Genomic DNA, 23,323 nt, shown 5'->3' with positions numbered 1-23,323 from the left:
AATCGCGAGGCGCGTCATCAGGCAACAGTCTCGGTTTCAACAGGCACAATCAGACTCGCATGGTTCCCCTTGGGACCCTGATGAACGTCGAATCTGACCACTTGCCCGGCTTTGAGCGTGCGATAACCGTCCATTTGGATTGTTGAGTAATGCGCAAATATATCCTCGCCGCCGCTTTCAGGACAGATAAACCCAAAACCTTTGGCGTTATTGAACCATTTTACTTTACCCGTCTCCATGCTTCTACATCCCTCGCAACCGAATCTTATATGTGATGAGGATTGTTGACGTCGTAAGCCTGATTGGTCAAAACAGCAGCGGCTTACGCAAGTACACTCTAGAGGATAGGAAGCACAGGTCAAGAGGATGCTGGAGGAGTTGGCTGATGACATTACTAAACTTTGAAGCAGGTAACGATATTGACGCTTTTTTGACAAAATCTCAAGGCGCCGGTCGCGATCAAAATCCTATTATTGTTATAGGTTTTAGCAGGCGGCGGTTTTGAACATCTAATGGTAGACTGTTAACCATGATGGGGCTGCGCTCCGGGGTAGCCGGCGGTTGCAGCGGTATATCAAGAAAGAGCAACGTATTGACGGAAAGGCGATGGGTAACACAAGCGAAAGGCCAGGCGAACAGAATTTTGCCGAAGACCTATTGAAAGATGCGGTAAAACCCCCATCAATGTATAAAGTGATACTTATCAATGACGATTACACTCCGATGGAATTTGTCATTGACGTACTGCAAAAGTTCTTTTCTTATGATGTTGAACGTGCAACGCAACTGATGCTTACGGTTCATTATCACGGCAAGGCTATCTGCGGAGTCTACACCGCCGAAGTCGCCGAAACCAAAGCCGCTCATGTTAATCGTTATGCCCGGGAAAATGAGCATCCGTTGCTTTGTACGCTGGAAAAGGCCTGAACAGGCAATCAATTTGGGGAGGTGCCAATGCTCAATCAAGAACTGGAACTCAGTTTAAATATGGCTTTCGCCAGAGCGCGCGAGCACCGGCATGAGTTTATGACCGTGGAACATCTGCTGCTGGCATTGCTCAGCAACCCTTCTGCGCGGGAAGCGCTCGAGGCGTGCACGGTTGACCTGGTGGCGTTACGCCAGGAGCTCGAAGCATTCATCGAACAGACCACACCGACCTTACCGACCAGTGACGAAGAGCGCGATACGCAGCCTACGCTCAGCTTCCAGCGCGTATTGCAGCGCGCGGTGTTCCATGTCCAGTCATCAGGACGCAGTGAAGTCTCCGGCGCCAATGTCCTGGTTGCTATTTTTAGCGAACAGGAGTCCCAGGCGGCCTATCTGCTGCGTAAGCATGATGTCAGCCGGCTCGACATAGTGAATTTCATCTCCCACGGCACCCGTAAAGATGAAACGCAGGCACCCGGCCCTGAAAATCCGGTTAACGAAGAGCAGGCAGGCGGGGAGGAGCGTATGGAAAATTTCACTACCAATCTTAACCAACTCGCCCGGGTGGGCGGGATCGATCCCCTGATTGGCCGTGAGCGGGAGCTGGAACGTACCGTACAGGTATTATGCCGTCGCCGTAAAAACAACCCGCTGCTGGTGGGCGAATCCGGCGTCGGTAAAACGGCGATTGCGGAAGGCCTGGCCTGGCGCATCGTCCAGGGCGACGTGCCCGAGGTTATCGCCGACTGCACGATTTATTCACTCGATATCGGCTCGTTGCTGGCCGGCACGAAATACCGTGGCGACTTCGAGAAGCGCTTCAAGGCCCTGCTCAAGCAGCTTGAATCAGATAAAAACAGCATCCTGTTTATCGATGAGATCCACACCATCATCGGCGCCGGCGCCGCTTCGGGCGGTCAGGTCGATGCGGCTAACCTTATCAAACCGCTGCTTTCCAGCGGCAAGATCCGGGTCATGGGGTCCACCACCTACCAGGAATTCAGTAATATTTTCGAAAAGGATCGGGCGCTGGCGCGTCGCTTCCAGAAAATTGATATCACCGAACCGTCGGTGGAAGAGACCGTGCAGATCCTGACCGGGCTTAAGCCAAAATATGAGGCCCATCATGACGTGCGTTATACCGCCAAGGCGGTGCGCGCGGCGGTTGAGCTGGCGGTGAAATACATCAACGATCGCCATCTGCCCGACAAGGCCATCGATGTTATCGATGAGGCGGGCGCCCGCAGCCGGCTGATGCCGGTGAGCAAACGTAAAAAGACCGTTAACGTGGCGGATATCGAATCGGTGGTGGCGCGTATCGCGCGGATTCCGGAAAAAACCGTCTCCTCCAGCGATCGCGATGTGCTCAAGCACCTGAACGAACGCCTGAAGATGCTGGTGTTCGGACAGGATAAGGCCATCGAGGCGCTGACCGAAGCGATCAAGATGAGCCGCGCCGGGCTGGGCCAGGATCATAAGCCGGTAGGTTCCTTCCTGTTCGCGGGTCCGACCGGCGTGGGTAAAACCGAAGTCACGGTGCAACTGGCGAAAGCGCTTGATATCGAGCTGCTGCGCTTTGATATGTCCGAATATATGGAGCGTCATACGGTCAGCCGGCTGATCGGCGCGCCTCCGGGATATGTGGGCTACGACCAGGGCGGCCTGTTGACCGATGCGGTCCTCAAGCATCCGCACGCCGTGCTGCTGCTTGATGAAATCGAGAAAGCGCATCCGGACGTGTTCAATCTGCTGCTGCAGGTGATGGACAACGGTACGCTGACCGATAACAATGGCCGTAAGGCGGACTTCCGCAACGTTATAGTGGTGATGACCACCAATGCCGGGGTGCAGGAAACCACGCGCCAGTCTATCGGTATGATCCAGCAGGATAACAGTACGGATGCCATGGGCGAGATCAAGAAGATCTTTACCCCCGAATTCCGCAACCGCCTGGATAACGTGATTTGGTTTAATCACTTGTCGCCGGAAATCATCCAATTGGTGGTAGACAAGTTTATCGTGGAACTGCAGGCGCAGCTGGATGCCAAGGGCGTGTCGCTGGAAGTCAGCGATGAAGCCCGCGACTGGCTGTCCACCAAGGGCTATGACAAGTCCATGGGCGCGCGGCCGATGGCCAGGGTGATGCAGGAGAACCTGAAGAAGCCTCTGGCCAACGAACTGCTGTTCGGGTCGCTGGTCGATGGCGGTTCAGTCACCGTAGAGCTGAACAAGGACAAGAAAGAGCTGACCTACCATTTCCTCAGCGCGCAAAAACGCAAAGCGGAAGGCGTGGTCCACTAAACCCCGATCAGCGGGTAACGGGCAAGATAAAAAGGCGATGCGCTGCATCGCCTTTTTTTATTCCCCCAGCGGAGCGGCGGCGGACGAGGTCCGGCTGCGCGACAGGGGGCCGGGCCGTGTTCCGGCACCGGCAGGTATCATTATGGAGTATCAGGTCGGCGCGGATAAACGCCCGCACGGCGCATATCGGCGGTAAGGAAGCCTATCAGCGGCTACGGAAGACAATGCGGCCTTTGCTCAGGTCGTACGGGGTCAGCTCAACAGTGACTTTGTCGCCCGTCAGGATGCGGATATAGTTTTTGCGCATTTTACCGGAGATATGAGCGGTTACCACATGCCCGTTTTCCAATTCCACACGGAACATGGTGTTAGGCAATGTATCCAGTACCGTGCCTTGCATTTCAATATTGTCTTCTTTGGCCATCGAATCCTCTAGGTTTAAATACCATAGTTTTTAACCGGCAAGATAATGCCGAAAAACCCTCATTATGTAAAGAAGTGATGAAGAACGCCGCATTATTCACAACGATCGGGGTCGCTGTCTACGCTGCCGGCAGAGAGGGTTTGTGGTTGCCAGCAATGGGGTGCCAGCGTTAAAGGGTGTAACTGACTCAGCAGGGTCAGATAGTCGCGTCGTGGTATTTCCCGTGCGCCTAACGAGGCCGTGTGTGAGTTCAATACCTGACAGTCTATCAGTTTTCCCCCTTGTTGCCTAAAGAAACGGCAAAAAGTCAGCAACGCCGTCTTGGACGCGTTGTCCCGGCGGCTGAACATGGATTCGCCGCAGAACAGGGCGCCCTGCGCCACGCCGTACATACCGCCCACCAGTTCATCGCCCTGCCAGACTTCCACCGAGTGAGCCTGTCCAAGGGCATGCAGGCGGCGATAGGCCAAAACCACCTCGGGGCCAATCCAGGTGCCTTCTATGCCCCGTTCGGCGCAGGCGGCGATCACCTCGGCAAACGCCTGGTTGAGCGTAACGCGAAACGGGCTGTGCCTGAGAAAACGTTTCAGGCTGCGGCTGATATGGAATTCCTCCGGGAACAGCACCGCGCGGGGATCCGGCGACCACCACAAGATGGCATCCCCCGGCGAGTACCAGGGGAAAATGCCCAGTTGATAGGCGGCCAGCAGGCGCTCGGGGGAAAGATCCCCGCCGAAGGCCAACAGCCCGTTGGGTTCATGCAGCGCGGATGTCGGCGCGGGAAATCGTATTGAATCCGGAGAAAGCCGGTACAGTCGCATAGCGCTTATTTTTTATTCTCCTCAACCGTCCGCTTTAGCGATAATTATACGCCACCCGGAGAGTGATAACGAAAATACCGCCCCTTTTCCGCCATCAGCGTCGCATGGGAGCCTTGTTCAGCGATCCCGCCCCGATCCATGACATAAATTCTATCCATCATATCCAGGCCCTGCAGCCGATGGGTGATAATCACCAGGGTCTTGGCCCGGCCCAACTGATGCAACGCGTCCAATACACGCCGTTCGGTGGCGGCGTCCAGCCCTTCGGTCGGTTCGTCGAGCAGCAGCAGCGGCGCGTCGTGGAGCAGGGCGCGGGCGATGCCGAGCCGCCGCTGTTCACCACCGGATAACTGCCGTCCGCCTTCGCCCAGCCAGGCGTCGAGGCCTTGGTTTTCCAGGAGCTTGTCCAGCCCCAGAAGCGAAAGGATATGGGCCAGCCGCGCGTCGTCCGCCTGGGCCGCGCCCAACAGCAGATTGTCGCGCAGCGTGGCGTTGAAAATATGCACCCGCTGGGGCACCACGCTCATCATGGCGCGCAGCGCCGGTTCACTCCAGCGCGCCAGGGATTGACCGTTTAACAGAATTTGCCCGCGGTCCACGTCCCAGGCGCGGGTCAGCAATTGCAGCAGGGTGGATTTGCCGCTGCCGGTGTGGCCCAGGATGGCGATATGTTCTCCCGCGTTTATCCGCAACGACACCCCGGCAACCGCCGGCAGCGGCTGATCGGGATAACGGAAACCGACGGCGTCGAGGACCAGCGCGGCATCGCCGCCGGCCGCCGGTCCGTCGGCCGGGAAAACCACCGCCGGGTCGCGGCCGATGACGTCGGCGATACGTCCGGCCGAGGCGATAACCTGGCCGAGATGCTGAAAGGCGCCGGCTACCGGGCCAAGCGCTTCGAACGCCGCCAGCGTGGTAAACACGAACAACGCAATCAGCGCGCCGGGATGACTGTCGCCGCCGATGCCGGCGGCGGCAAGCCACAAAATCAAGGTGACCGCCATGCCGGTTATCAGCGTCAGCATCCCCTGCGCCAGGGCGGCCAGGTTGGCCTGCTGCCGCTGACGTTGCTGCCAGCGCCGTTCAGTCTCGTCCAATTGCCCGCGGTAGCGCGCGGCGGCGCCGTAAACCGTTAGTTCGGCATTGCCCTGCAGCCAGGTGGCCAGGTGCTGCCGGTAATCGGCGCGCAGCCGGGTCAGCGCTTCCCCCACCGGCTTCCCGGCCCGATAGAACAGCGGAGGGACGATCAGCAGCACCGCCAGCATGATTGCGCCCAATGTCAGGGCCAGGGAGGCGTCGAGCCAGCTTAGCCCCACGGTGACCACCAGAATCACCACAAAAGCGCTCAGCAGGGGCGAGAGGACGCGTAAATAGAGGTGATCCAGGGTATCGACATCCGCCACCAGGCGGTTAAGCAGCTCCGCCTGGCGAAAACCGGCCAGCGCGCCGGGGGAAAGCGGCAGGATTTTTTGAAAGGTGTAGATGCGCAAATGCTGCAAGACGCGGAAAGTGGCGTCATGGCTGACCACCCGTTCCGCCCAGCGGCCGGCGGTGCGGGTTATGGCTGCGCCGCGCACCCCGGCGGCCGGCAGCATATAGTTAAAGCTGTATAAGCCCGCCATGCCCGCCAGCGCCGAGCCGGCCAGGAACCAGCCGGACAGGCTGAGCAGGCCGATGCTGGCCAGCAGCGTGACGATGGCCAGGAGCATGCCCAGGGCAATCTGGCCGGCATGGCGGCGATACAGGGCCAGGAAGGGGAATAATACGCGCATAGTCAGAGTCCTCCGCGACGATAGGCCAGCAGGTCGGCAAAGGGGCCGGGTAAAGAGGCCAACTGCGCATAGCGTCCCTGCTGCACGATTTGGCCGTTGCCCATGACCCAGATATCATCGAAATCGCGGATATCCGCCAGTTGATGGGTGACCAGTATCGTGGTGTGCCGCCGGGATGCCCGGTCCAGCGCCGCCGTGACCAGCTTTTCGCTGTGGGCGTCCAGGCTGGCGGTCGGTTCGTCGAGCAGCATCAGCGCCGGGGATTGCAGCAGGGCGCGTCCCAGGGCGACACGCTGCGCCTGGCCGACGGACAGGCGCGCGGCATTGTCGCCAAGCACGGTATCCAGTCCCTGCGGCAGCAGCGGTAAAAATTCGCTGATATAGGCCTGCTCCACCGCCTGTTTTAGAACGGCGGCATCCGCGTCGGGCCGCCCGAGCAGGATATTATCCTTCAGCGTCGGCGCGGGCAGGAACGGGTCTTGGCTGATCCAGCTCAGTTGGCTGCGCCAATGCGACGGCGACAGGTCGCGCAGCTCATGGCCGTTAACGCGCAATGAACCCTGGTAGGGCAGGAATCCCAACAGCACATGTAACAGCGAACTTTTGCCGGCCCCGCTTTGCCCGACGATGGCCAATCGCCGGCCGGGTTCCAGCGTGAAATTCAGCGGGCCGGCCAGCGCCGTGCCGTCCGGCGCCATGATGACCAGCTGTTCGGCGCGCAGGCCGATGGGGCCCAGGACGGGCGCGGCGAGACCCGCGCCCTGCGACTGCACGTCGGTCTCGAGAAAGGCAACCAGCGATTCCGCCGCGCCCACCGCCTGGGCCTTGGCGTGGTAAAAAGCGCCTAAATCCCGCAGCGGCTGAAAAAACTCAGGCGCCAGTATCAAGACCAGGAAACCGGCGAACAAGGTGACGCCGGTGCCGTAGCTGCCGAAGTGAAGCTCGCCGAGATACGAAAAGCCAAAATACACCGCCACCACCGCAATGGAAATCGAGGCAAAAAATTCCAGCACACCGGAGGAAAGAAACGCCAGCCGCAGGACTTCCATGGTACGTAAACGGAAATCGTTGGTGGCGCGGCTGATATGCTCGGTTTCCGCCTGCGCGCGATCAAACAGTCTTAGCGTGTCCAGGCCGCGCAGGCGATCGAGGAAATAGCCCGACAGCCGGGCCAGCGCCAGGAAGTTGCGGCGGTTGGCGTCGGCGGCGCCCATCCCCACCAGCGCCATAAACAAGGGGATCAGCGGCGCGGTGCAAAATAATATCAGCCCGGCCATCCAGTTCACCGGGAACACCGCCAGTAAAATCAGCAGCGGCACCAGGCCCGCCAGATACATCTGCGGCAGATAGCGCGCATAATAATCCTGCATGTCCTCAATCTGCTCAAGCAGAAGGCTGCTCCAACTGCCGGCGGGTTTGCCCTGGATCCAGGCGGGGCCCAGCAGTTCCAGCCGATCCAGCACCTGGCGGCGTATTTCCCGTCTCAGCACCTGTCCGGCGATAAAACCGACCCGCTCGCGCAGCCAGCCCGCCAACGCCCGCAGCGCAAACAGCGCCGCCATGGCGATAAACCAGCCCGTAAGCGCCTCGCGCGGCTGCTGCCCGACAATCAGCGCCTGCAGCAGATAAGCCAATACCCAGGCCTGGGCGATGATAACCAGGCCGCTCAGCAGGCCCAGCAGTAAAGAGAAACGAAGCCAGCGCTTTACCAGCGCGCTTTGCGACTTGAGCCAGCGGACAAGCACTTGCTGTCGGTTTTTATTCATTGAAGACAATTTCAGCCGGTGTGATGTGTATGTAAGTCGAAAATCCCATGTGGGGAAGCGAAAAGCCGGAAAAGGGCAGGCGTTCTCCAGCGTGCCGACATATTACCCTGTTGCGGCGGAGGTGAAAATAATAATGACATTTATCAGGGGACCTTTGCCTGCGGGCGCAACGGCATTTCAGCCGACTGGACGGCGCCGTGGGGATATGAAATTCTGCCGCTTTTTCGCATGCCATAAGTTGGGCGTTTTCATGGTATGCCGGGCGCCGGCATGCGACAAGGGGATGGCAGTCGCGCCATCCCCTCCCGGCATCAAATATCACATAAAACAAAAAGAAAGCGTTAACGTTGCAAACAGTGGTTTTGACGTTGTAACGGCATAGCGTGCGCTGGCGGCACAAAGCCCGGCTGGATGAGCCGCCGGGAGCGGCTCAAGCTCAGGGTCGCGCCGGGAGCGCGTCCCGGGCGGTTCAAAAAACGGGCTGGTTGTGGCGACAGGAACCGCGCATCAACGCCGCGCCTCGAAACGCCCTTACCGATCGTTTACCGGCACCAACCCGTCCAGATAACGTTCAGCGTCCAGCGCCGCCATGCAGCCGGTGCCGGCCGAGGTAATCGCCTGGCGGTAGATATGGTCCATCACGTCGCCCGCGGCAAATACGCCCGGAATGCTGGTCTGGGTGGCGTTGCCCGCAATACCGGACTGTACGCGGATATAGCCGTTCTCCAGCTCCAGCTGGTTGCCGAAAATCGCCGTATTGGGATGATGACCGATGGCGATAAATACGCCGGCGACCGCCAGCGTGTCGACCACGCCGCTGACGACGTTCTTCAGCCGCACGCCGGTCACGCCCATTTCATCGCCCACCACTTCTTCCAGGGTGCGGCCGGTATGCAGCACGATACTGCCGCTGGCGACCTTATCCATCAGGCGATCGATGAGGATTTTCTCCGCGCGGAAGATATCGCGCCGGTGGATCAGATGCACCTCGGTGGCGATATTGGACAGATACAGCGCTTCTTCCACGGCCGTATTGCCGCCGCCGACCACCGCGACTTTTTGCTGGCGGTAGAAGAAACCGTCGCAGGTGGCGCAGGCGGATACGCCTTTGCCCTTATAGGCTTCCTCCGACGGCAGGCCGATATAGCGCGCGGATGCGCCGGTGGCGATAATCAGGGCGTCACAGGTAAATTCACCGGTATCGCCGGTCAGCCGGAAAGGGCGGTTTTGTAAATCGACCTGGTTAATATGATCGAAAATGATTTCGGTGTTGAATTTTACGGCGTGGGCGTACATGCGCTCCATCAGCGAAGGCCCGGTCAGCCCTTCCGGATCGCCCGGCCAGTTCTCGACCTCGGTGGTGGTGGTCAGCTGGCCGCCTTGTTCCATACCGGTTATCAGCACCGGATGCAGGTTGGCGCGGGCGGCATAAACCGCGGCGGTATATCCCGCCGGTCCCGACCCCAGGATAATTAATTTACTGTGTTTCGCCGTAGACATATTTTCCTCGTTTAACTCACCGCTTAGATCCCAACTCGTCGATGATAAGAAAGTTACCAGACAATGAAAAGGATGCAAAAAGTTGTTGGCGATTTTTATCATCGTTATGGACTATCGATAGGCGGATTTTACCATCAATTAGGACATTATCGGGCTAAAAAGAGCCCTTAAGCCCCGGACAATGTGTTTCCGCAGGATTTAATCGGCATGTTGTTCTGATTTTTATCGTTTTACTTTGACAATACGCTGCGCTTTTGCGAAAACATCAGGGTAAGGAAAATGATGCGTTGGTTTCGGACAGGCAGTTAGCAAGGCAGTTGAAACAGTTGGCCCTAAAATAAAACAGACAACGGGTCTTAAAGCAAACCCTGATACATTGAAGTCGGCAGGGGTGTGGCAAGCACAGGGAAGGTACTAAGAGAGACAATAATAATGGTAGACAATAAAAAGCGCCCGGGAAAGGATCTCGATCGTATTGACCGTAACATCCTCAATGAGTTGCAAAAGGATGGCCGGATATCAAACGTCGAACTTTCTAAACGGGTTGGATTATCCCCAACACCTTGCCTGGAACGCGTGCGCCGTCTTGAGCGCCAGGGTTTCATCCAAGGGTATACCGCTTTACTTAATCCACATTATCTTGATGCGTCTTTACTGGTGTTTGTGGAGATTACCCTTAACCGGGGTGCGCCCGATGTGTTTGAGCAATTCAATACCGCCGTACAAAAGCTGGAAGAAATTCAGGAATGCCATTTGGTTTCGGGTGATTTCGACTATCTGCTGAAAACGCGGGTGCCTGATATGTCGGCCTATCGTAAACTGCTGGGCGAGACGCTGTTGCGCCTGCCGGGGGTCAACGATACGCGTACCTACGTGGTGATGGAAGAAGTGAAGCAGAGCAACCGGCTGGTCATTAAGACACGCTAAGTCATAACACAGGTGCAAATTTCACGTTTTATGGTTACACTCCTGTGCATTCATACAGTTTCAGCGCCGGCGGCATGACGGCCGGCGCTGTTATTAAGCTATTATATCGGTTATATCGGCATAGATAACCCTGGAGAGCCTTTCTTGAGCCAGGAATATACAGAAGATAAAGAAGTTGAATTGAAAACGCTCAGCAGCAGTCGCCGGTTACTCGAGGCTGTTCTGATTGTCATGGCGATTTTTGCCCTCTATTTGATGATTTCCCTGGTCAGTTTCAACCCTTCCGACCCCAGTTGGTCGCAAACTGCCTGGCATGGTCCTATCCATAACCTGGGGGGCGGCATCGGCGCCTGGTTTGCCGATACGCTGTTCTTCACCTTCGGCGTGCTGGCCTATGCCCTTCCGCCGCTGATGCTGATTTTCTGCTGGACGTCGTTTCGCCAGCGGGAAGAGCAGGACTATGTGGACTATTTTGCCCTGTCGCTGCGGCTGATTGGGACCCTGGCGCTGATCCTGACCTCATGCGGCCTGGCCGCGCTCAATGTCGACGATCTTTATTACTTTGCCTCGGGCGGCGTGATCGGCAGCCTGCTCAGCAACGCCATGCTGCCGTGGTTTAACGGCATCGGCGCCACCCTGACCCTGCTCTGCGTATGGGCGTCCGGCTTGACCCTGTTTACCGGCTGGTCCTGGCTCACCATTGCCGAAAAAATCGGCGGCGTGGTCATGGGTTGCCTGACATTTATGTCGAACCGCTCCCGCCGCGACGAGCGGGACTACGACGACGAGTACGATGACGAAGACCTGGAGGCCGCAGGGGACGACGCGGTCCGCGCCGAAGCGTTGGACGCGCTTGACCCGCTGCTGGCGACCTCCGGCCCTGATGCCGCCGGGACCAAGCCTGATGCCGCTCCCGCGGCTATCGGCACGGTGGCGGGGCCTTCCGCCACGTCCAGCCATCCGGAGCTCGCCGAGCAGACCGGCGACCCGCTGGCCGTCCCGCCGCCGGGCGCGGTGTCGCCGCCGGTGGCGGCCCCTGCGGCCGGCCCCGCGCCTGCCGCCGTCTACTCCCAGCAGCCCGCCGCGCCGGCCCCCCAGTCGGCGTCCGCGCAGGCTATCCCGCAATATCGTTTTGAGTTGCCGGACGCACCGTCCGTTCCTCCTTCCCAGGGCGGCTTTCCCGATGAAGACGATGATGGTCCGCAGATGGGCGACTGGCAGCACGACGGTGACGAATCGCACACGCCATACGATTTCAACGTGGCGCAGCGCAGCAGCGGGCAGGTCACTGCTTCCACGCCGCCTTATGACGCCGCCGCGCTGACCTTTATGCCGGCGTTCAGCGCCACCAGCGACGAAAATCCGCAGGTCAAGCAGGGCATCGGTCCTGAATTGCCGCGTCCTAACCGGGTACGCATCCCCACGCGCCGGGAGCTTGCCTCGTTTGGCATCAAGCTGCCGTCGCAGCGCAACGCGACGGCGACGGCGCAGCAACGCCCGCAGGAAGAAGACGCGCTGTCGCAGGCGCCGCAGTCCGAGGAAGAACAAGCCGCCGCCCAGCAGTCGGCGCTGCACCAGGAATTTCTGCAGCAGCAGGAACAACGCTATGGCGCGGCCGGGACCGAGGGCGACGACGAGGAAGAAGACGCCTGGCAGCAACAGCAGCTGGCCGCCGAATTTCAACGCCGGCAGGAGATGCGTGACGTGGCGGACGCCGACGAACGGGCCATGCCGACATCGCCGGTTTCGCCGCCGGCCGGCATTGATGCGCCTGCGGCGTTCGCTCCGCCGCCGCGGGCCGATCGGGTGGATGATACTCTCGCAGCCCGGTTTACGCCCTCCACGCAGCCTGGTCACGAGTTCGGTTCCGGCGCGTCGACCGCGGCCGGGCATGTTCCCGGCGGTTATGACGAGCAGGCTCATTCCCGCGCAGAGGATTATCCGGCCGACGGTGAGGACGCGCTGTCGGACGGGCATGTCCAGCCTTCGGCACGGCTAGGGGCAGGCGCCGCGCCGGCGCCATTGCCGTCGCCGGTGGGGGGGCGCGCGGTGGTTCAGCCGGCGGCGCCCGCCATGGACAGCCTGATCCATCCCTTCCTGATGCGTAATGAACAACCGTTGCACAAGCCCACCACGCCGCTGCCGACGCTGGACCTGTTAACGTCGCCGCCGGTGGAGGACGAACCGGTGGATATGTTCGCGCTGGAGCAAACCGCGCGGCTGGTTGAAGCGCGGCTGGCGGACTACCGCGTGAAGGCCGAGGTGGTCGGTATTTCTCCCGGTCCGGTTATTACTCGCTTCGAGCTGGACCTGGCGCCGGGCGTGAAAGCGGCGCGCATCTCCAATCTGTCGCGGGATTTGGCGCGCTCCCTGTCGGCGGTGGCGGTGCGGGTGGTGGAAGTGATCCCCGGCAAACCTTACGTCGGCTTGGAATTGCCGAACAAGCGCCGCCAGACGGTATACCTGCGCGAAGTGCTGGATTGCGATAAATTCCGCGAGACCGTCTCGCCGCTGGCTATCGTGCTGGGCAAGGACATTGCCGGCCAGCCGGTGATTGCCGATCTGGCCAAAATGCCCCATCTGCTGGTGGCCGGTACCACCGGGTCAGGTAAATCGGTGGGGGTCAACGCCATGATCCTCAGCATGCTGTATAAAGCGACGCCGGAAGAGGTACGCTTTATCATGATTGACCCGAAAATGCTGGAACTGTCGGTGTACGAAGGCATTCCCCACCTGCTGACCGAAGTGGTCACCGACATGAAAGACGCCGCCAATGCCCTGCGCTGGTGCGTGGGCGAGATGGAGCGCCGCTATAAACTGATGTCGGCCCTGGGGGTGCGTAACCTGGCCGGCTATAACGAACGTATTGAACAGGCTATCGCCATGGGCCGGCCGGTGCCGGATCCTTTCTGGAAACCGGGCGACGGCATGGCCGATTCGCCGCCGATGCTGGAAAAACTGCCATATATCGTGGTGTTGGTGGACGAGTTCGCCGACCTGATGATGGCGGTGGGCAAAAAGGTGGAAGAGCTGATTGCGCGTTTGGCCCAGAAAGCCCGCGCCGCCGGCATCCATCTGGTGCTGGCGACCCAGCGGCCGTCGGTTGACGTGATAACCGGCCTGATCAAGGCCAATATCCCGACCCGTATCGCCTTTACCGTGTCCAGTAAAATCGACTCCCGTACCATTCTCGATCAGTCGGGGGCTGAATCATTGCTCGGCATGGGCGATATGCTGTACCTGGCGCCCAACTCTTCCATACCGGTGCGTGTGCACGGCGCCTTTGTGCGCGACCAGGAGGTGCACGCGGTCGTCAGCGACTGGAAGGCCCGTGGCCGGCCGCAGTATATTGACAGCATCACCAGCGCGGGCGAAGAGGGTGAGGCCGGTCCCGGCGGCATGGACAGCGACGAGGAACTGGATCCGTTATTCGATCAGGCGGTGCAGTTCGTGGTCGACAAGCGCCGCGCCTCGATTTCCGGGGTGCAGCGCCAGTTCCGCATCGGCTATAACCGCGCCGCCCGCATCATCGAGCAAATGGAGATCCAGGGCATCGTCAGTTCGCAGGGCCATAACGGCAACCGTGAAGTACTGGCCCCGCCATCGCCGGATTAACGCGCTGGTGCCCATGACAGGCCTGCTTTGACCGCCAGGGGGGTAACCCCCTGTGCAAAGATGCGTAAAGCGGCAGGTTTTCAGAGGATTGGCCTATGCCTTCCCGTCATTGTTCCGATAAAGTTAAGCCTATCAGGGTGCCGCCTTCCGGCTGGTCTATTTCTTGCCGGCCCGGATGTAGCGCCTTTCATTTTTCAAGGAATGCTTATAATGAATAAAAGGTTATTAGTCGCTTGCCTGCTTAGCGCCGTGGTTGCCGCGCCGGCGCTGGCCGATGATGCCGGCGCGCTGCAAAGCCGCCTGAATCGGGTCAACAGTTTCCATGCCGCATTCACCCAGAAAGTGACCAGCGCGGACGGCGGCGCGGTGCAGGAAGGCGAAGGCGAACTGTGGGTAAAACGGCCGAATCTGTTTAACTGGCATATGACCGCGCCGGATGAGAGCCTGCTGATTTCCGACGGTAAAACGCTGTGGTTTTATAATCCCTTTGTCGAACAGGCCACCGCCACCTGGCTGAAAAACGCCACCGGCAATACGCCGTTTATGCTGATTACCCGCAACAGCCCGGACGACTGGCGGCAATACAACGTCAAGCAAACCAACGATCGGTTTGAGCTGACGCCCAAGACCGCCAGCGGCAACCTGAAGCAATTTACCATCGACGTCAGCGCCAGCGGCACCATCAACAGCTTTACCGCCGTCGAGCAGGACGGGCAGCGCAGCGCCTACCAGCTGAAAAGCCAGAATAACGGCCAGGTGGATGACGCCAAATTCCGTTTTACCCCTCCCAAGGGCGTGACGCTGGACGATCAGCGTCAGTGAGGTAAAAATGAGCAATCTGTCGCTTGATTTTTCCCATAACGAATTCCAGCCGCTGGCCGCGCGCATGCGCCCAAGAACGCTGGAAGAATATGTCGGGCAGCAGCATCTGCTGGCGCCGGGCAAGCCGCTGCCGCGCGCCATCCAGAACGGGCAACTGCACTCCATGATCCTGTGGGGGCCGCCTGGTACCGGAAAAACCACGCTGGCGGAGCTGATTGCGCGTTACGGCAACGCCGATGTGGAGCGTATTTCGGCGGTGACCTCGGGCATCAAGGAAATCCGCGAGGCGATCGAGCGCGCGCGCCACAATCGTGATGCCGGCCGCCGCACCATCTTGTTCGTCGACGAAGTGCATCGCTTTAATAAAAGCCAGCAGGACGCCTTCCTGCCGCATGTGGAAGAGGGCACCATTACCCTGATTGGCGCCACTACGGAAAACCCTTCGTTCGAGCTTAACTCCGCGCTGCTCTCCCGCGCCAAAGTTTACCTGCTGAAGTCGCTTACCGCCGGGGATATCGAACAGGTGCTGGCCCAGGCCATGACCGATACGGAGCGGGGCTATGGCGGCCAGAATATCGTGCTGCCGGACGAGACGCGCCGGGTGCTGGCGGAGTGGGTGAACGGCGATGCACGCCGCGCGCTCAACAGCCTGGAAATGATGGCGGATATGGCGCAAACCGATGCCCAGGGCAACCGGGTGCTTACGCCGCTGCTGCTGAAGGAAATTTCCGGCGAGCGCAACGCCCGTTTTGATAATAAGGGCGATCGTTATTATGATTTGATTTCGGCGCTGCATAAATCGGTGCGCGGTTCCGCGCCGGACGCGGCGCTATATTGGTATGCGCGCATCATCACCGCCGGCGGCGATCCGCTTTACGTGGCGCGCCGCCTGCTGGCCATCGCCTCGGAGGATGTGGGCAATGCCGATCCGCGCGGCATGCAGGTTGCCCTGGCGGCCTGGGATTGTTTTACCCGCGTCGGTCCGGCGGAAGGGGAACGGGCGATTGCCCAGGCGATTGTCTATCTGGCCTGCGCGCCAAAAAGCAACGCGGTTTACACCGCTTTTAAAGCCGCGATGCATGATGCCCGCGAAAACGCCGATTATGATGTGCCAGAGCATCTGCGCAACGCCCCCACCAAGCTGATGAAGGAAATGGGGCTGGGCGCCGAATACCGCTATGCCCATGATGAACCGAACGCCTATGCCGCCGGCGAAGACTATTTTCCCGAGCAGATGGCGCACACCCGCTACTACTATCCAAGCCCGCGCGGACTGGAAGGAAAAATTGGCGAAAAGCTTGCCTGGCTTAGCGCGCAGGATCAAAATAGCCCAACAAAACGCTACCGATAACCAGGCCGTTGCGGTAAGGTTAGCGATAGAAAATCCGTTGCCGCGATAGTCTCTGACGGCGTCGCGAAGTCATATACATCAATCTGATAACAATAAGCACAGGACTAGCATGCTCGATCCCAATCTGCTGCGCAATGAGCTAGACGCAGTTGCCGAGAAACTGGCTCGCAGAAATTTTACCCTGGATGTCGATACGCTGCGTAAACACGAAGAGCGGCGCAAGGTACTGCAGGTCGAAACCGAAACATTGCAGGCCGAGCGTAATTCCCGCTCCAAACTGATCGGCGCGGCGAAAGCCCGTGGCGAGGATATCGAGCCATTGCGCCAGGAAGTCAACGGATTGAGCGATCGCCTCGAGGCGGCCAAATCCGAACTGGATATTTTGCAAGCCGCCATCCGCGACGTGGCGCTGTCGCTGCCTAATATTCCGGACGACCGCGTTCCCTCTGGTAAGGATGAAACCGAAAACGAAGAAATCAGCCGCTGGGGCGAACCGCGTCGCTATGATTTCGACGTGCGCGACCATGTTTCCCTGGGGGAAATGGCCGGCGGGCTGGATTTCGCCGCGGCCGTCAAGTTGACCGGTGCGCGTTTTGTGGTGATGAAAGGGCAGATTGCCCGCCTGCATCGCGCGCTGACGCAATTTATGCTCGATTTGCATACCGAGCAGCACGGCTACCAGGAAAATTATGTTCCTTATCTGGTAAACCACGCATCGCTGTTCGGTACCGGCCAATTGCCGAAATTCGCCGGGGATTTATTCCATACCCAGCCCCTGAGCGAAGAAGCCGACACCAGCGCCTATGCCCTGATCCCCACGGCGGAAGTCCCGCTGACCAACCTGGTGCGCGACGAAATCCTGGAAGAAGACCAACTGCCGCTGAAGATGACGGCCCATACCCCGTGCTTTCGTTCCGAGGCCGGCTCCTACGGCCGCGATACGCGCGGGTTGATCCGTATGCACCAGTTTGACAAAGTCGAGCTGGTCCAGGTGGTGAAACCGGAAGATTCCATGCGCGCGCTGGAGGAACTGACCGGCCATGCGGAGAAGGTGCTGCAACTGCTGAACCTGCCTTACCGCAAGATCCTGCTGTGCACCGGCGACATGGGCTTTGGCTCGAGCAAGACCTACGATCTGGAAGTCTGGCTGCCGGCGCAGAATACCTACCGGGAAATTTCCTCCTGCTCGAATATGGGCGATTTCCAGGCGCGGCGCATGCAGGCGCGCTACCGCGCCAAAGAAGATAAAAAACCACGCCTGGTGCATACCCTGAATGGCTCCGGCCTGGCGGTGGGGCGCACCCTGGTGGCGGTAATGGAAAACTACCAGTTGGCCGACGGGCGCATTGAAATCCCGGCGGCGCTGGCGCCGTATATGAACGGCCTGACCCATATCGGCTAATCACCACTGGCGTTCTCCCTTTAACACGTCAAGTGCAGGTGCGGCGTCAGCGGGCTTACCGCGCCATGGGGCCTCGGTCGGGCGAAAATACCACGCCCGATTCAACCCCATTGGCACGCTCTCCCTTTAACAGGGCAACCCTACGTTCGGTACCCTGATTTTTATCCCGGATGAAGTATGCGATGTTGGCGTCAGCTGCGTCATGGGGCCGCTAATTGCCTGAACACTATCAAAAAATGCTGGCGCTTATTTCGCCTGATTGACTTTTTTTACCGTAGTGGCATGATGCGCCCAATTCCTGCGCGTTGAGTCCGGTTTATTCATCATGTCCGTCTATTCCCGCCCGGTGGTAATGCTACTCACCGGGTTGCTGTCGTTGACCATTTCCATCGCGGTATTAAATACCCTGGTGCCGCTGTGGCTGTCCCACGAAGCCATGCCCACCTGGCAAATCGGGCTGGTCGGCTCCTCCTATTTTAGCGGTAACCTCGTGGGGACCCTGCTGGCGGGAGCATTGATTAAAGCGGTGGGTTTCAACCGCAGTTATCAGTATTCATGCCTGCTGTTTGCCGTCGCGACACTGGGGCTGGGCCTTTCCATCGGTTTTGGCACCTGGGTGCTGTTCCGGTTCGTGGCCGGCATCGCCTGCGCGCTGATCTGGGTGGTGGTGGAAAGCGCCCTGATGCGCAGCGGTACTCCCCATACCCGCGGGCAACTGCTGGCGGCGTATATGATGGTGTATTATATGGGCACGGTGATCGGCCAACTGCTGCTCAGCGGCGTCTCCACCGCATTGATATCGGTATTGCCCTGGGCGACCACGTTGATGATTGCGGCGGTGTTGCCGTTATTGTTCAACCGCATCGAGGGGCAGGGCATGGATGCCCCCCGGATCGCCATCTGGCCGATGCTGCGGCGTCGCAACGCCCGCTTGGGGATCAACGGCTGCATCATCTCGGGCGTGGTGCTGGGGTCGCTGTATGGCCTGCTGCCGCTTTATCTTTCCCATCAAGGGCTCAGCGACGGCAGCGTGGGATACTGGATGGCGCTGCTGGTCAGCGCGGGTATTCTCGGCCAGTGGCCTATCGGCCGGCTGGCGGATCGCTACGGCCGCCTGATGATTTTGCGGGTACAGGTGTTTATGGTCATTATCGGCAGCCTGTCGATGCTCAGCCACGCGGCCATGGCGCCGGCGTTGTTCCTGCTGGGCTGTTCGGGTTTTACCCTTTATCCGGTGGCGATGTCCTGGGCCTGTGAAAAGGTCAGCCCGGATGAGCTGGTGGCGATGAACCAGGCGCTGCTGCTGAGCTATACGGTCGGCAGCCTGCTGGGGCCGAGCGCCACGGCATTATTGATGCAACGCTACTCCGACCGCGTGCTGTTCGTTATGATTGCGCTGGTGGCGCTGGTTTATCTGGCAATGCTGTTGCGCAAACCGGATCATCATCAAACCCCGGTGGCGACGGCCTGAATAAAACAGGGCCCCGTTTGGGGTCTTGCGGTTGCGGTAAACCGGTGCGTTTTGGTCGTGGTAGGCGGTTTGCCGCGGCGGCGGTTTCGCTGGAGGCTTGCGGGGCGGCGTATGATATGCCGGCGTGGGTTTCGCTGGGGGGCTTGCGGGGCGGTGTATGTTATCGCGGCGTGGGTTTCGCTGGGGGCTTGCGGGGCGGTGTAAGTTATCGCGGCGTGGGTTTCGTTTGGGGCTTGTGGGGCGGCGTATGATACGCCGGAGTGGGTTTCGCTTGCCGTGCGTTAGGTGGTTATATGTAGCGCCGGGCGCCGGCAAGCGACAAAGAGGCCGTACCGCGACGGCCTCCTTGACCTCCGCGCGCCCGGCAGGTCGCGCGTCGCTGCGCGATGCCTTCCGCCGCCCATGCCCCCGTTATGCACCGGCCCGTTATGCGCTCCCGGCGCAACGGGCCTTTCGCCGCTCCCGGCGGCTCATGCCGGGGGCACAGGCGACGTCAGCGCGCTTTATGCCGGTCCACATGTCGCTGTTGGCCATGCGTTTTATGAAGTGGCTGCGGCGCTGTTGCTTGGGACAGGACCGGCGTCGGGATAGGATTGACCCTTATGGGATGCAATGGGTGTGGCATGCCGCTGGCGCTGCGAAAAGCAGGTCGTACAGAGGTACACTTATCGGTCAGGCAGGCATACATTAAGGCAGCAACGTGTTTATCATTCAATATTAAGCTCTAAGTTTTAACAGTAAGCATTACACTTTCAGCCACCAGCCACCAACCACCAACCACCAACCACCAGCCACCAGCCACCAACCACCAAGCACCAACCTTCACCTACAAGCCGGTAGTCTCCGACCTAAAATAAATGTGATGTTTTTCCCGGTAAGCGCATACCGCTAAGTACCCTAACACGTTGTTTTACCTACAGACGATGGTGTTGACGTTGTGCCGGCATAAAGTGCGCCGGCGGCGAGCATCACGGCGGGATGAGCCGCCGGGAGCGGCGAAAGCTAAGGGCCGCGCCGGGAGCGCGTCCCGTGCGGTCCCAAAGCCGGGATGGGCGCTGCCGGGAACCGCGCAGCGGCGCACGATCTGCCGGACGCCAGGGAGTCCAGAGGGACCGTGCGTACGGTCCCTCTGGTCGCTTGCCGGCGCCAGGCAATACATAGCCCCCTCAAACTAAAGCAAGCGAAAACCTCACCCCGTGACACACACCACCTCACCCCGTGACACACACCACCCCGCCGCCGCGACATCCCCTCACCAGCCCAGCGTTAAACAACCCAACATACCCAATCCCCGAGCGTAGCGCCCCATCAAGGCGGCCGGTGCGCCAACCGACGCAAGGCCCCGGTTTGGGCCCGGTCAATTAGCTGCTCCGCGGCAGCGGACTCAGGTTAAGCACCGCGCTGTCCATATCCTCGCCGCGCTCGAACCGCCAGCACCGGGTATGATAACGGGCAACGCTGTTACGGTGGGCGACGCTTATCAGGGTGATCCCCGGAAGCCGCTCCGTCAGCAGGCGGTACATCAACTGTTCGTTCTCATCATCCAGTGCGCTGGTCGCCTCATCCAGAAACAGGATATCCGGTTTGATCAGCAGCGCGCGGGCAAACGCCAGCCGCTGCTGCTCGCCCGGCGATAGCCAGTGGCTCCAGTTGGCCTGCTGGTGCAGCATGGGTTGCAAATGACCCAGACGACACAGGTCCAGCATCGCGCGCATATGATCTTCTGTAAAGTGATCCGGCGCTTCCGGATAACACAGCGCTTCGAGCAGGTTACCGATAGGGATATAGCTGCGCTGCGGTAAAAACAGCACTTTTTTGCCCGCCTGCAGGCTGATATTCCCGGCGCCATAAGGCCAGATGCCGGCAATGGCCCGCAGCAGGGTGGACTTGCCGCAGCCGGAGGGGCCGGCGATCAGCACCCGTTCGCCCGGGGCGATGGCTTGCGTGGCGTCGTGGAACAGGACACGACCGGAGGGGATGGTTAAACTCAGGCCGGTCAGCGCCAGGGCGGTATCCGTCGCGTCGTCGCGCGTAATGGCCGTCTTCTGGCTGCTGTGACGCTCCACCGCGGCGTTAAACCCCGCCAACCGGTTAATACAGGCTTTCCAGTTGGCCAACTGATTAAACGCGTCGATAAACCATGACAGCGCGCCCTGTATTTCACCAAACGCCGATGAAATCTGCATCAGCGTGCCAAGCTGGATGGCACCGGAAAAATAACGCGGCGCCGCCACCAGGATCGGGAAAATAATGGCAAACTGACCATAGAAATTGCTGGCCACATTCAGCCGCCGGCTAACGCGCATAATGGACCACCAGTTGGCGCGGATGGCTTCGAACTTGTTGTCCAGCAGGTTCGCTTCCCGGGGTTCGCCCTGGTAAAGGGCAATGGCATCATTATTTTCGCGAATACGAATCAGGCCAAACCGGAAATTAGCCTCAAATTTTTCCTGTTGGAAACCCAAACGCACCAGCGGTCTGCCCACATACCAAATCAGCAGCGATCCCAGCCCGGCATATAATATGGCGAACCACACCATATACCCCGGCACGGTAAACAGATGCCCGCTCAGGGTAAACGACAGCGGTCCGCTCACCGACCATAAAATGGAAATAAAAGAAACAAAAGTCACCACGCTTGAGAGTAAACCCAGGGCCAGCGACAGGGTGCCGCTGGTCAGCGCGTTCAGGTCTTCGGCGATACGCTGATCCGGGTTATCGACCGTCTGCTGTTGCTCGGTATGGTAATAGGCATGATGATGCAGCCATTTCGCCATATATTGCCGCGTCATCCAGCGCCGCCAATACATTTGCAGGCCCTGGGTGAGGTAAATTTTATAGATGGAGATCAGGATAAATAACAATGCCAGCCAGGTGAACCTGATCAGCTGGCTTTTGAACACCGCAAAATTTTTATTTTGCAACGCGTCATAAAATACCCGGTTCCATTCATTGAACAGTACGCTGATATACACCGTGGACAATGAGAGGATAATAATCACCGCCAGCATACCCCAGGCGCGCCATTTTTCCTCGGAACGCCAAAACGGCTTAATCAACTGCCAGATTTCCCGCCAGCCCGCAGCTTTAATGGGTGAAGCTTTCATAGTTAACGTATCGTTTTCAATTGTTCAAAAAGGCAATAATACGGCATAGGCTCCCAGTTCTCTAAAAATAATGAGCCTGTTTAGCACCTAAAGGTGTAACAACTCCTGTCGTGAAAAAAGAAGACCTTACACAGCCCGGTTATACCAGGCGTCTTATGCGGGATATCACCGGCGCCGCGAAACGGCGTGGCCCGGAGCGATACCGGAGCAAGAGGGGCGGGGGCGGGATTTGGGATGAATGACCGGGTATCATCCCGGCCGGCCGTGAATGCGTGGTCGATCATATCCCCCGGGGGCAATGGGGGACATCATGATCAGTACATCACTTTATGGCCATAGCCGGCCAGGATATTCTTCACGCGTTCCATGATTTCCGTAGAGGGCGGCTTAACGCCGTCGAGCTTGTACTCTTCACCCATGGCAATCCATTTATGCTTACCCAGCTCATGGTAGGGCAGCAGCTCGATTTTTTCGATATTGGCCATGTCCTTGGTGAACTCGCCCAGCATATGCACGGATTTATCGTCGTCCGACCATCCCGGCACCACCACATAACGGAGCCAGGTACGCTTGTTGATTTTTTGCAGGTAGCGCGCAAAATCCAGCGTGCGGTGGTTGGACACGCCCACCAGGTTTTGATGGATATCGTCGTTCATTTCCTTGATATCCAGCATGACCAGGTCGGTGACGTCCAGCAGTTCGTCAATGACCGGATCGTAGCGCCGGACATAGCCATTGGTATCCAGGCAGGTGGTAATGCCCTCGGCATGGCAGGCGCGAAACCAGTCGCGCACAAATTCCGCCTGCAGTATGGCTTCACCGCCGGACGCGGTAACGCCGCCGCCGGACGCGTTCATGAAATGACGGTAGGTCACCGTTTCCTTCATGATTTCTTCAACCGTGATTTCCTTGCCGGCATGGGTATCCCAGGTGTCGCGGTTATGACAGTAAAGACAGCGCATCAGGCAGCCCTGGAAAAAAATGATGAAACGGATGCCGGGGCCGTCGACGGTACCACAGGATTCAAACGAATGGATGCGACCAAGTACTGACATTGCGGGGTTTTCTCCATTTGATTAAAAAAGGCCCCACTTTCGTGGAGCCTTTATTTTACGCC

General features: G+C 59.0%; 16 protein-coding genes. 8 read left to right on the top strand and 8 right to left on the bottom strand.

The window, feature by feature from the left end:
• Positions 1-17 precede the first annotated feature (17 nt).
• Entirely contained in the window at positions 18-239 is a 222-nt protein-coding gene (gene cspD, locus ACL2XG_RS08535; RefSeq protein ID WP_132922666.1) for a cold shock-like protein CspD, read from the bottom strand.
• Between the two features lie 367 nt (positions 240-606).
• Here cspD and clpS point away from each other — a divergent pair, with 367 nt between their 5' ends.
• Together clpS and clpA are read left to right on the top strand one after the other, a co-directional pair.
• Positions 607-927, top strand: a complete 321-nt coding sequence (clpS, locus tag ACL2XG_RS08530; protein WP_331122169.1) for an ATP-dependent Clp protease adapter ClpS — start codon at positions 607-609, stop codon at positions 925-927.
• A 27-nt stretch (positions 928-954) separates the two neighbouring features.
• A complete protein-coding gene (gene clpA / locus ACL2XG_RS08525; protein ID WP_410015920.1) occupies positions 955-3,228 on the top strand; it encodes an ATP-dependent Clp protease ATP-binding subunit ClpA in 2,274 nt (757 codons plus the stop codon).
• Positions 3,229-3,433: 205 nt separating this feature from the next.
• Here clpA and infA read toward each other — a convergent pair whose 3' ends face one another.
• The 5 genes from infA to trxB all read right to left on the bottom strand — a co-directional run bounded on the left by infA (position 3,434) and on the right by trxB (position 9,511).
• A complete protein-coding gene (gene infA / locus ACL2XG_RS08520) occupies positions 3,434-3,652 on the bottom strand; it encodes a translation initiation factor IF-1 (RefSeq protein WP_002211347.1) in 219 nt (72 codons plus the stop codon).
• A 92-nt stretch (positions 3,653-3,744) separates the two neighbouring features.
• The gene (gene aat, locus ACL2XG_RS08515) at positions 3,745-4,473 is read right to left on the bottom strand and encodes a leucyl/phenylalanyl-tRNA--protein transferase (RefSeq protein WP_410015919.1); all 729 of its coding nucleotides are present in this window, start codon (positions 4,471-4,473) and stop codon (positions 3,745-3,747) included.
• A 44-nt stretch (positions 4,474-4,517) separates the two neighbouring features.
• Positions 4,518-6,245, bottom strand: a complete 1,728-nt coding sequence (gene cydC, locus ACL2XG_RS08510; RefSeq protein WP_413722378.1) for a heme ABC transporter ATP-binding protein/permease CydC — start codon at positions 6,243-6,245, stop codon at positions 4,518-4,520.
• 2 nt (positions 6,246-6,247) lie between these two features.
• A complete protein-coding gene (cydD, locus tag ACL2XG_RS08505; RefSeq protein ID WP_413722379.1) occupies positions 6,248-8,011 on the bottom strand; it encodes a heme ABC transporter permease/ATP-binding protein CydD in 1,764 nt (587 codons plus the stop codon).
• Positions 8,012-8,542: 531 nt separating this feature from the next.
• Entirely contained in the window at positions 8,543-9,511 is a 969-nt protein-coding gene (gene trxB / locus ACL2XG_RS08500; protein ID WP_410015916.1) for a thioredoxin-disulfide reductase, read from the bottom strand.
• Positions 9,512-9,943: 432 nt separating this feature from the next.
• On the opposite strand from trxB, the gene lrp reads away from it, so the two are divergent.
• From lrp to ACL2XG_RS08470, 6 genes are all read left to right on the top strand, one after another.
• On the top strand, positions 9,944-10,438 hold the full coding sequence (gene lrp / locus ACL2XG_RS08495; protein ID WP_005287608.1) for a leucine-responsive transcriptional regulator Lrp: 495 nt from the start codon (positions 9,944-9,946) through the stop codon (positions 10,436-10,438).
• Between the two features lie 144 nt (positions 10,439-10,582).
• A complete protein-coding gene (locus ACL2XG_RS08490) occupies positions 10,583-14,053 on the top strand; it encodes a DNA translocase FtsK 4TM domain-containing protein (RefSeq protein WP_413722380.1) in 3,471 nt (1,156 codons plus the stop codon).
• A gap of 210 nt (positions 14,054-14,263) precedes the next feature.
• Positions 14,264-14,875 carry an outer membrane lipoprotein chaperone LolA gene (gene lolA / locus ACL2XG_RS08485; RefSeq protein WP_410015914.1) on the top strand — a complete coding sequence of 204 codons (612 nt, stop codon included), beginning with the start codon at positions 14,264-14,266 and terminating at the stop codon, positions 14,873-14,875.
• A 7-nt stretch (positions 14,876-14,882) separates the two neighbouring features.
• On the top strand, positions 14,883-16,226 hold the full coding sequence (locus ACL2XG_RS08480) for a replication-associated recombination protein A (RefSeq protein ID WP_413722381.1): 1,344 nt from the start codon (positions 14,883-14,885) through the stop codon (positions 16,224-16,226).
• 109 nt (positions 16,227-16,335) lie between these two features.
• Positions 16,336-17,628 (top strand): serine--tRNA ligase, encoded by a 1,293-nt coding sequence (gene serS, locus ACL2XG_RS08475; protein ID WP_410015912.1) that lies wholly within the window; start codon positions 16,336-16,338, stop codon positions 17,626-17,628.
• 325 nt (positions 17,629-17,953) lie between these two features.
• Positions 17,954-19,099, top strand: coding sequence for an MFS transporter (locus ACL2XG_RS08470; protein ID WP_410015911.1), 1,146 nt, complete (start codon positions 17,954-17,956; stop codon positions 19,097-19,099).
• A 1,361-nt stretch (positions 19,100-20,460) separates the two neighbouring features.
• Here ACL2XG_RS08470 and ACL2XG_RS08465 read toward each other — a convergent pair.
• Positions 20,461-22,206: an ABC transporter ATP-binding protein/permease gene (locus tag ACL2XG_RS08465; protein ID WP_413722382.1), complete on the bottom strand. Its 1,746-nt coding sequence runs from the start codon at positions 22,204-22,206 to the stop codon at positions 20,461-20,463.
• Positions 22,207-22,520: 314 nt separating this feature from the next.
• A complete protein-coding gene (gene pflA, locus ACL2XG_RS08460; protein ID WP_410015908.1) occupies positions 22,521-23,261 on the bottom strand; it encodes a pyruvate formate lyase 1-activating protein in 741 nt (246 codons plus the stop codon).
• Between the last annotated feature and the right edge of the window lie 62 nt (positions 23,262-23,323).

It is taken from the genome of Sodalis sp. RH24 (assembly GCF_047324145.1).
Classification (GTDB): domain Bacteria; phylum Pseudomonadota; class Gammaproteobacteria; order Enterobacterales; family Enterobacteriaceae; genus Acerihabitans.
Note: the sequence above shows the minus strand (reverse complement) of the source record. Positions and strands in the feature narration are given on the sequence as shown.

Bases quoted from the DNA above. Each gene is read 5' to 3' on its own strand.
- cspD (WP_132922666.1), bottom strand. From the start codon at position 239: ATGGAGACGGGTAAAGTAAAATGGTTCAATAACGCCAAAGGTTTTGGG.
- pflA (WP_410015908.1), bottom strand. From the start codon at position 23,261: ATGTCAGTACTTGGTCGCATCCATTCGTTTGAATCCTGTGGTACCGTC.
- cydD (WP_413722379.1), bottom strand. From the start codon at position 8,011: ATGAATAAAAACCGACAGCAAGTGCTTGTCCGCTGGCTCAAGTCGCAA.
- serS (WP_410015912.1), top strand. From the start codon at position 16,336: ATGCTCGATCCCAATCTGCTGCGCAATGAGCTAGACGCAGTTGCCGAG.
- trxB (WP_410015916.1), bottom strand. From the start codon at position 9,511: ATGTCTACGGCGAAACACAGTAAATTAATTATCCTGGGGTCGGGACCG.
- lolA (WP_410015914.1), top strand. From the start codon at position 14,264: ATGAATAAAAGGTTATTAGTCGCTTGCCTGCTTAGCGCCGTGGTTGCC.
- clpA (WP_410015920.1), top strand. From the start codon at position 955: ATGCTCAATCAAGAACTGGAACTCAGTTTAAATATGGCTTTCGCCAGA.
- clpS (WP_331122169.1), top strand. From the start codon at position 607: ATGGGTAACACAAGCGAAAGGCCAGGCGAACAGAATTTTGCCGAAGAC.
- ACL2XG_RS08465 (WP_413722382.1), bottom strand. From the start codon at position 22,206: ATGAAAGCTTCACCCATTAAAGCTGCGGGCTGGCGGGAAATCTGGCAG.
- lrp (WP_005287608.1), top strand. From the start codon at position 9,944: ATGGTAGACAATAAAAAGCGCCCGGGAAAGGATCTCGATCGTATTGAC.
- cydC (WP_413722378.1), bottom strand. From the start codon at position 6,245: ATGCGCGTATTATTCCCCTTCCTGGCCCTGTATCGCCGCCATGCCGGC.
- infA (WP_002211347.1), bottom strand. From the start codon at position 3,652: ATGGCCAAAGAAGACAATATTGAAATGCAAGGCACGGTACTGGATACA.
- ACL2XG_RS08470 (WP_410015911.1), top strand. From the start codon at position 17,954: ATGTCCGTCTATTCCCGCCCGGTGGTAATGCTACTCACCGGGTTGCTG.
- aat (WP_410015919.1), bottom strand. From the start codon at position 4,473: ATGCGACTGTACCGGCTTTCTCCGGATTCAATACGATTTCCCGCGCCG.
- ACL2XG_RS08480 (WP_413722381.1), top strand. From the start codon at position 14,883: ATGAGCAATCTGTCGCTTGATTTTTCCCATAACGAATTCCAGCCGCTG.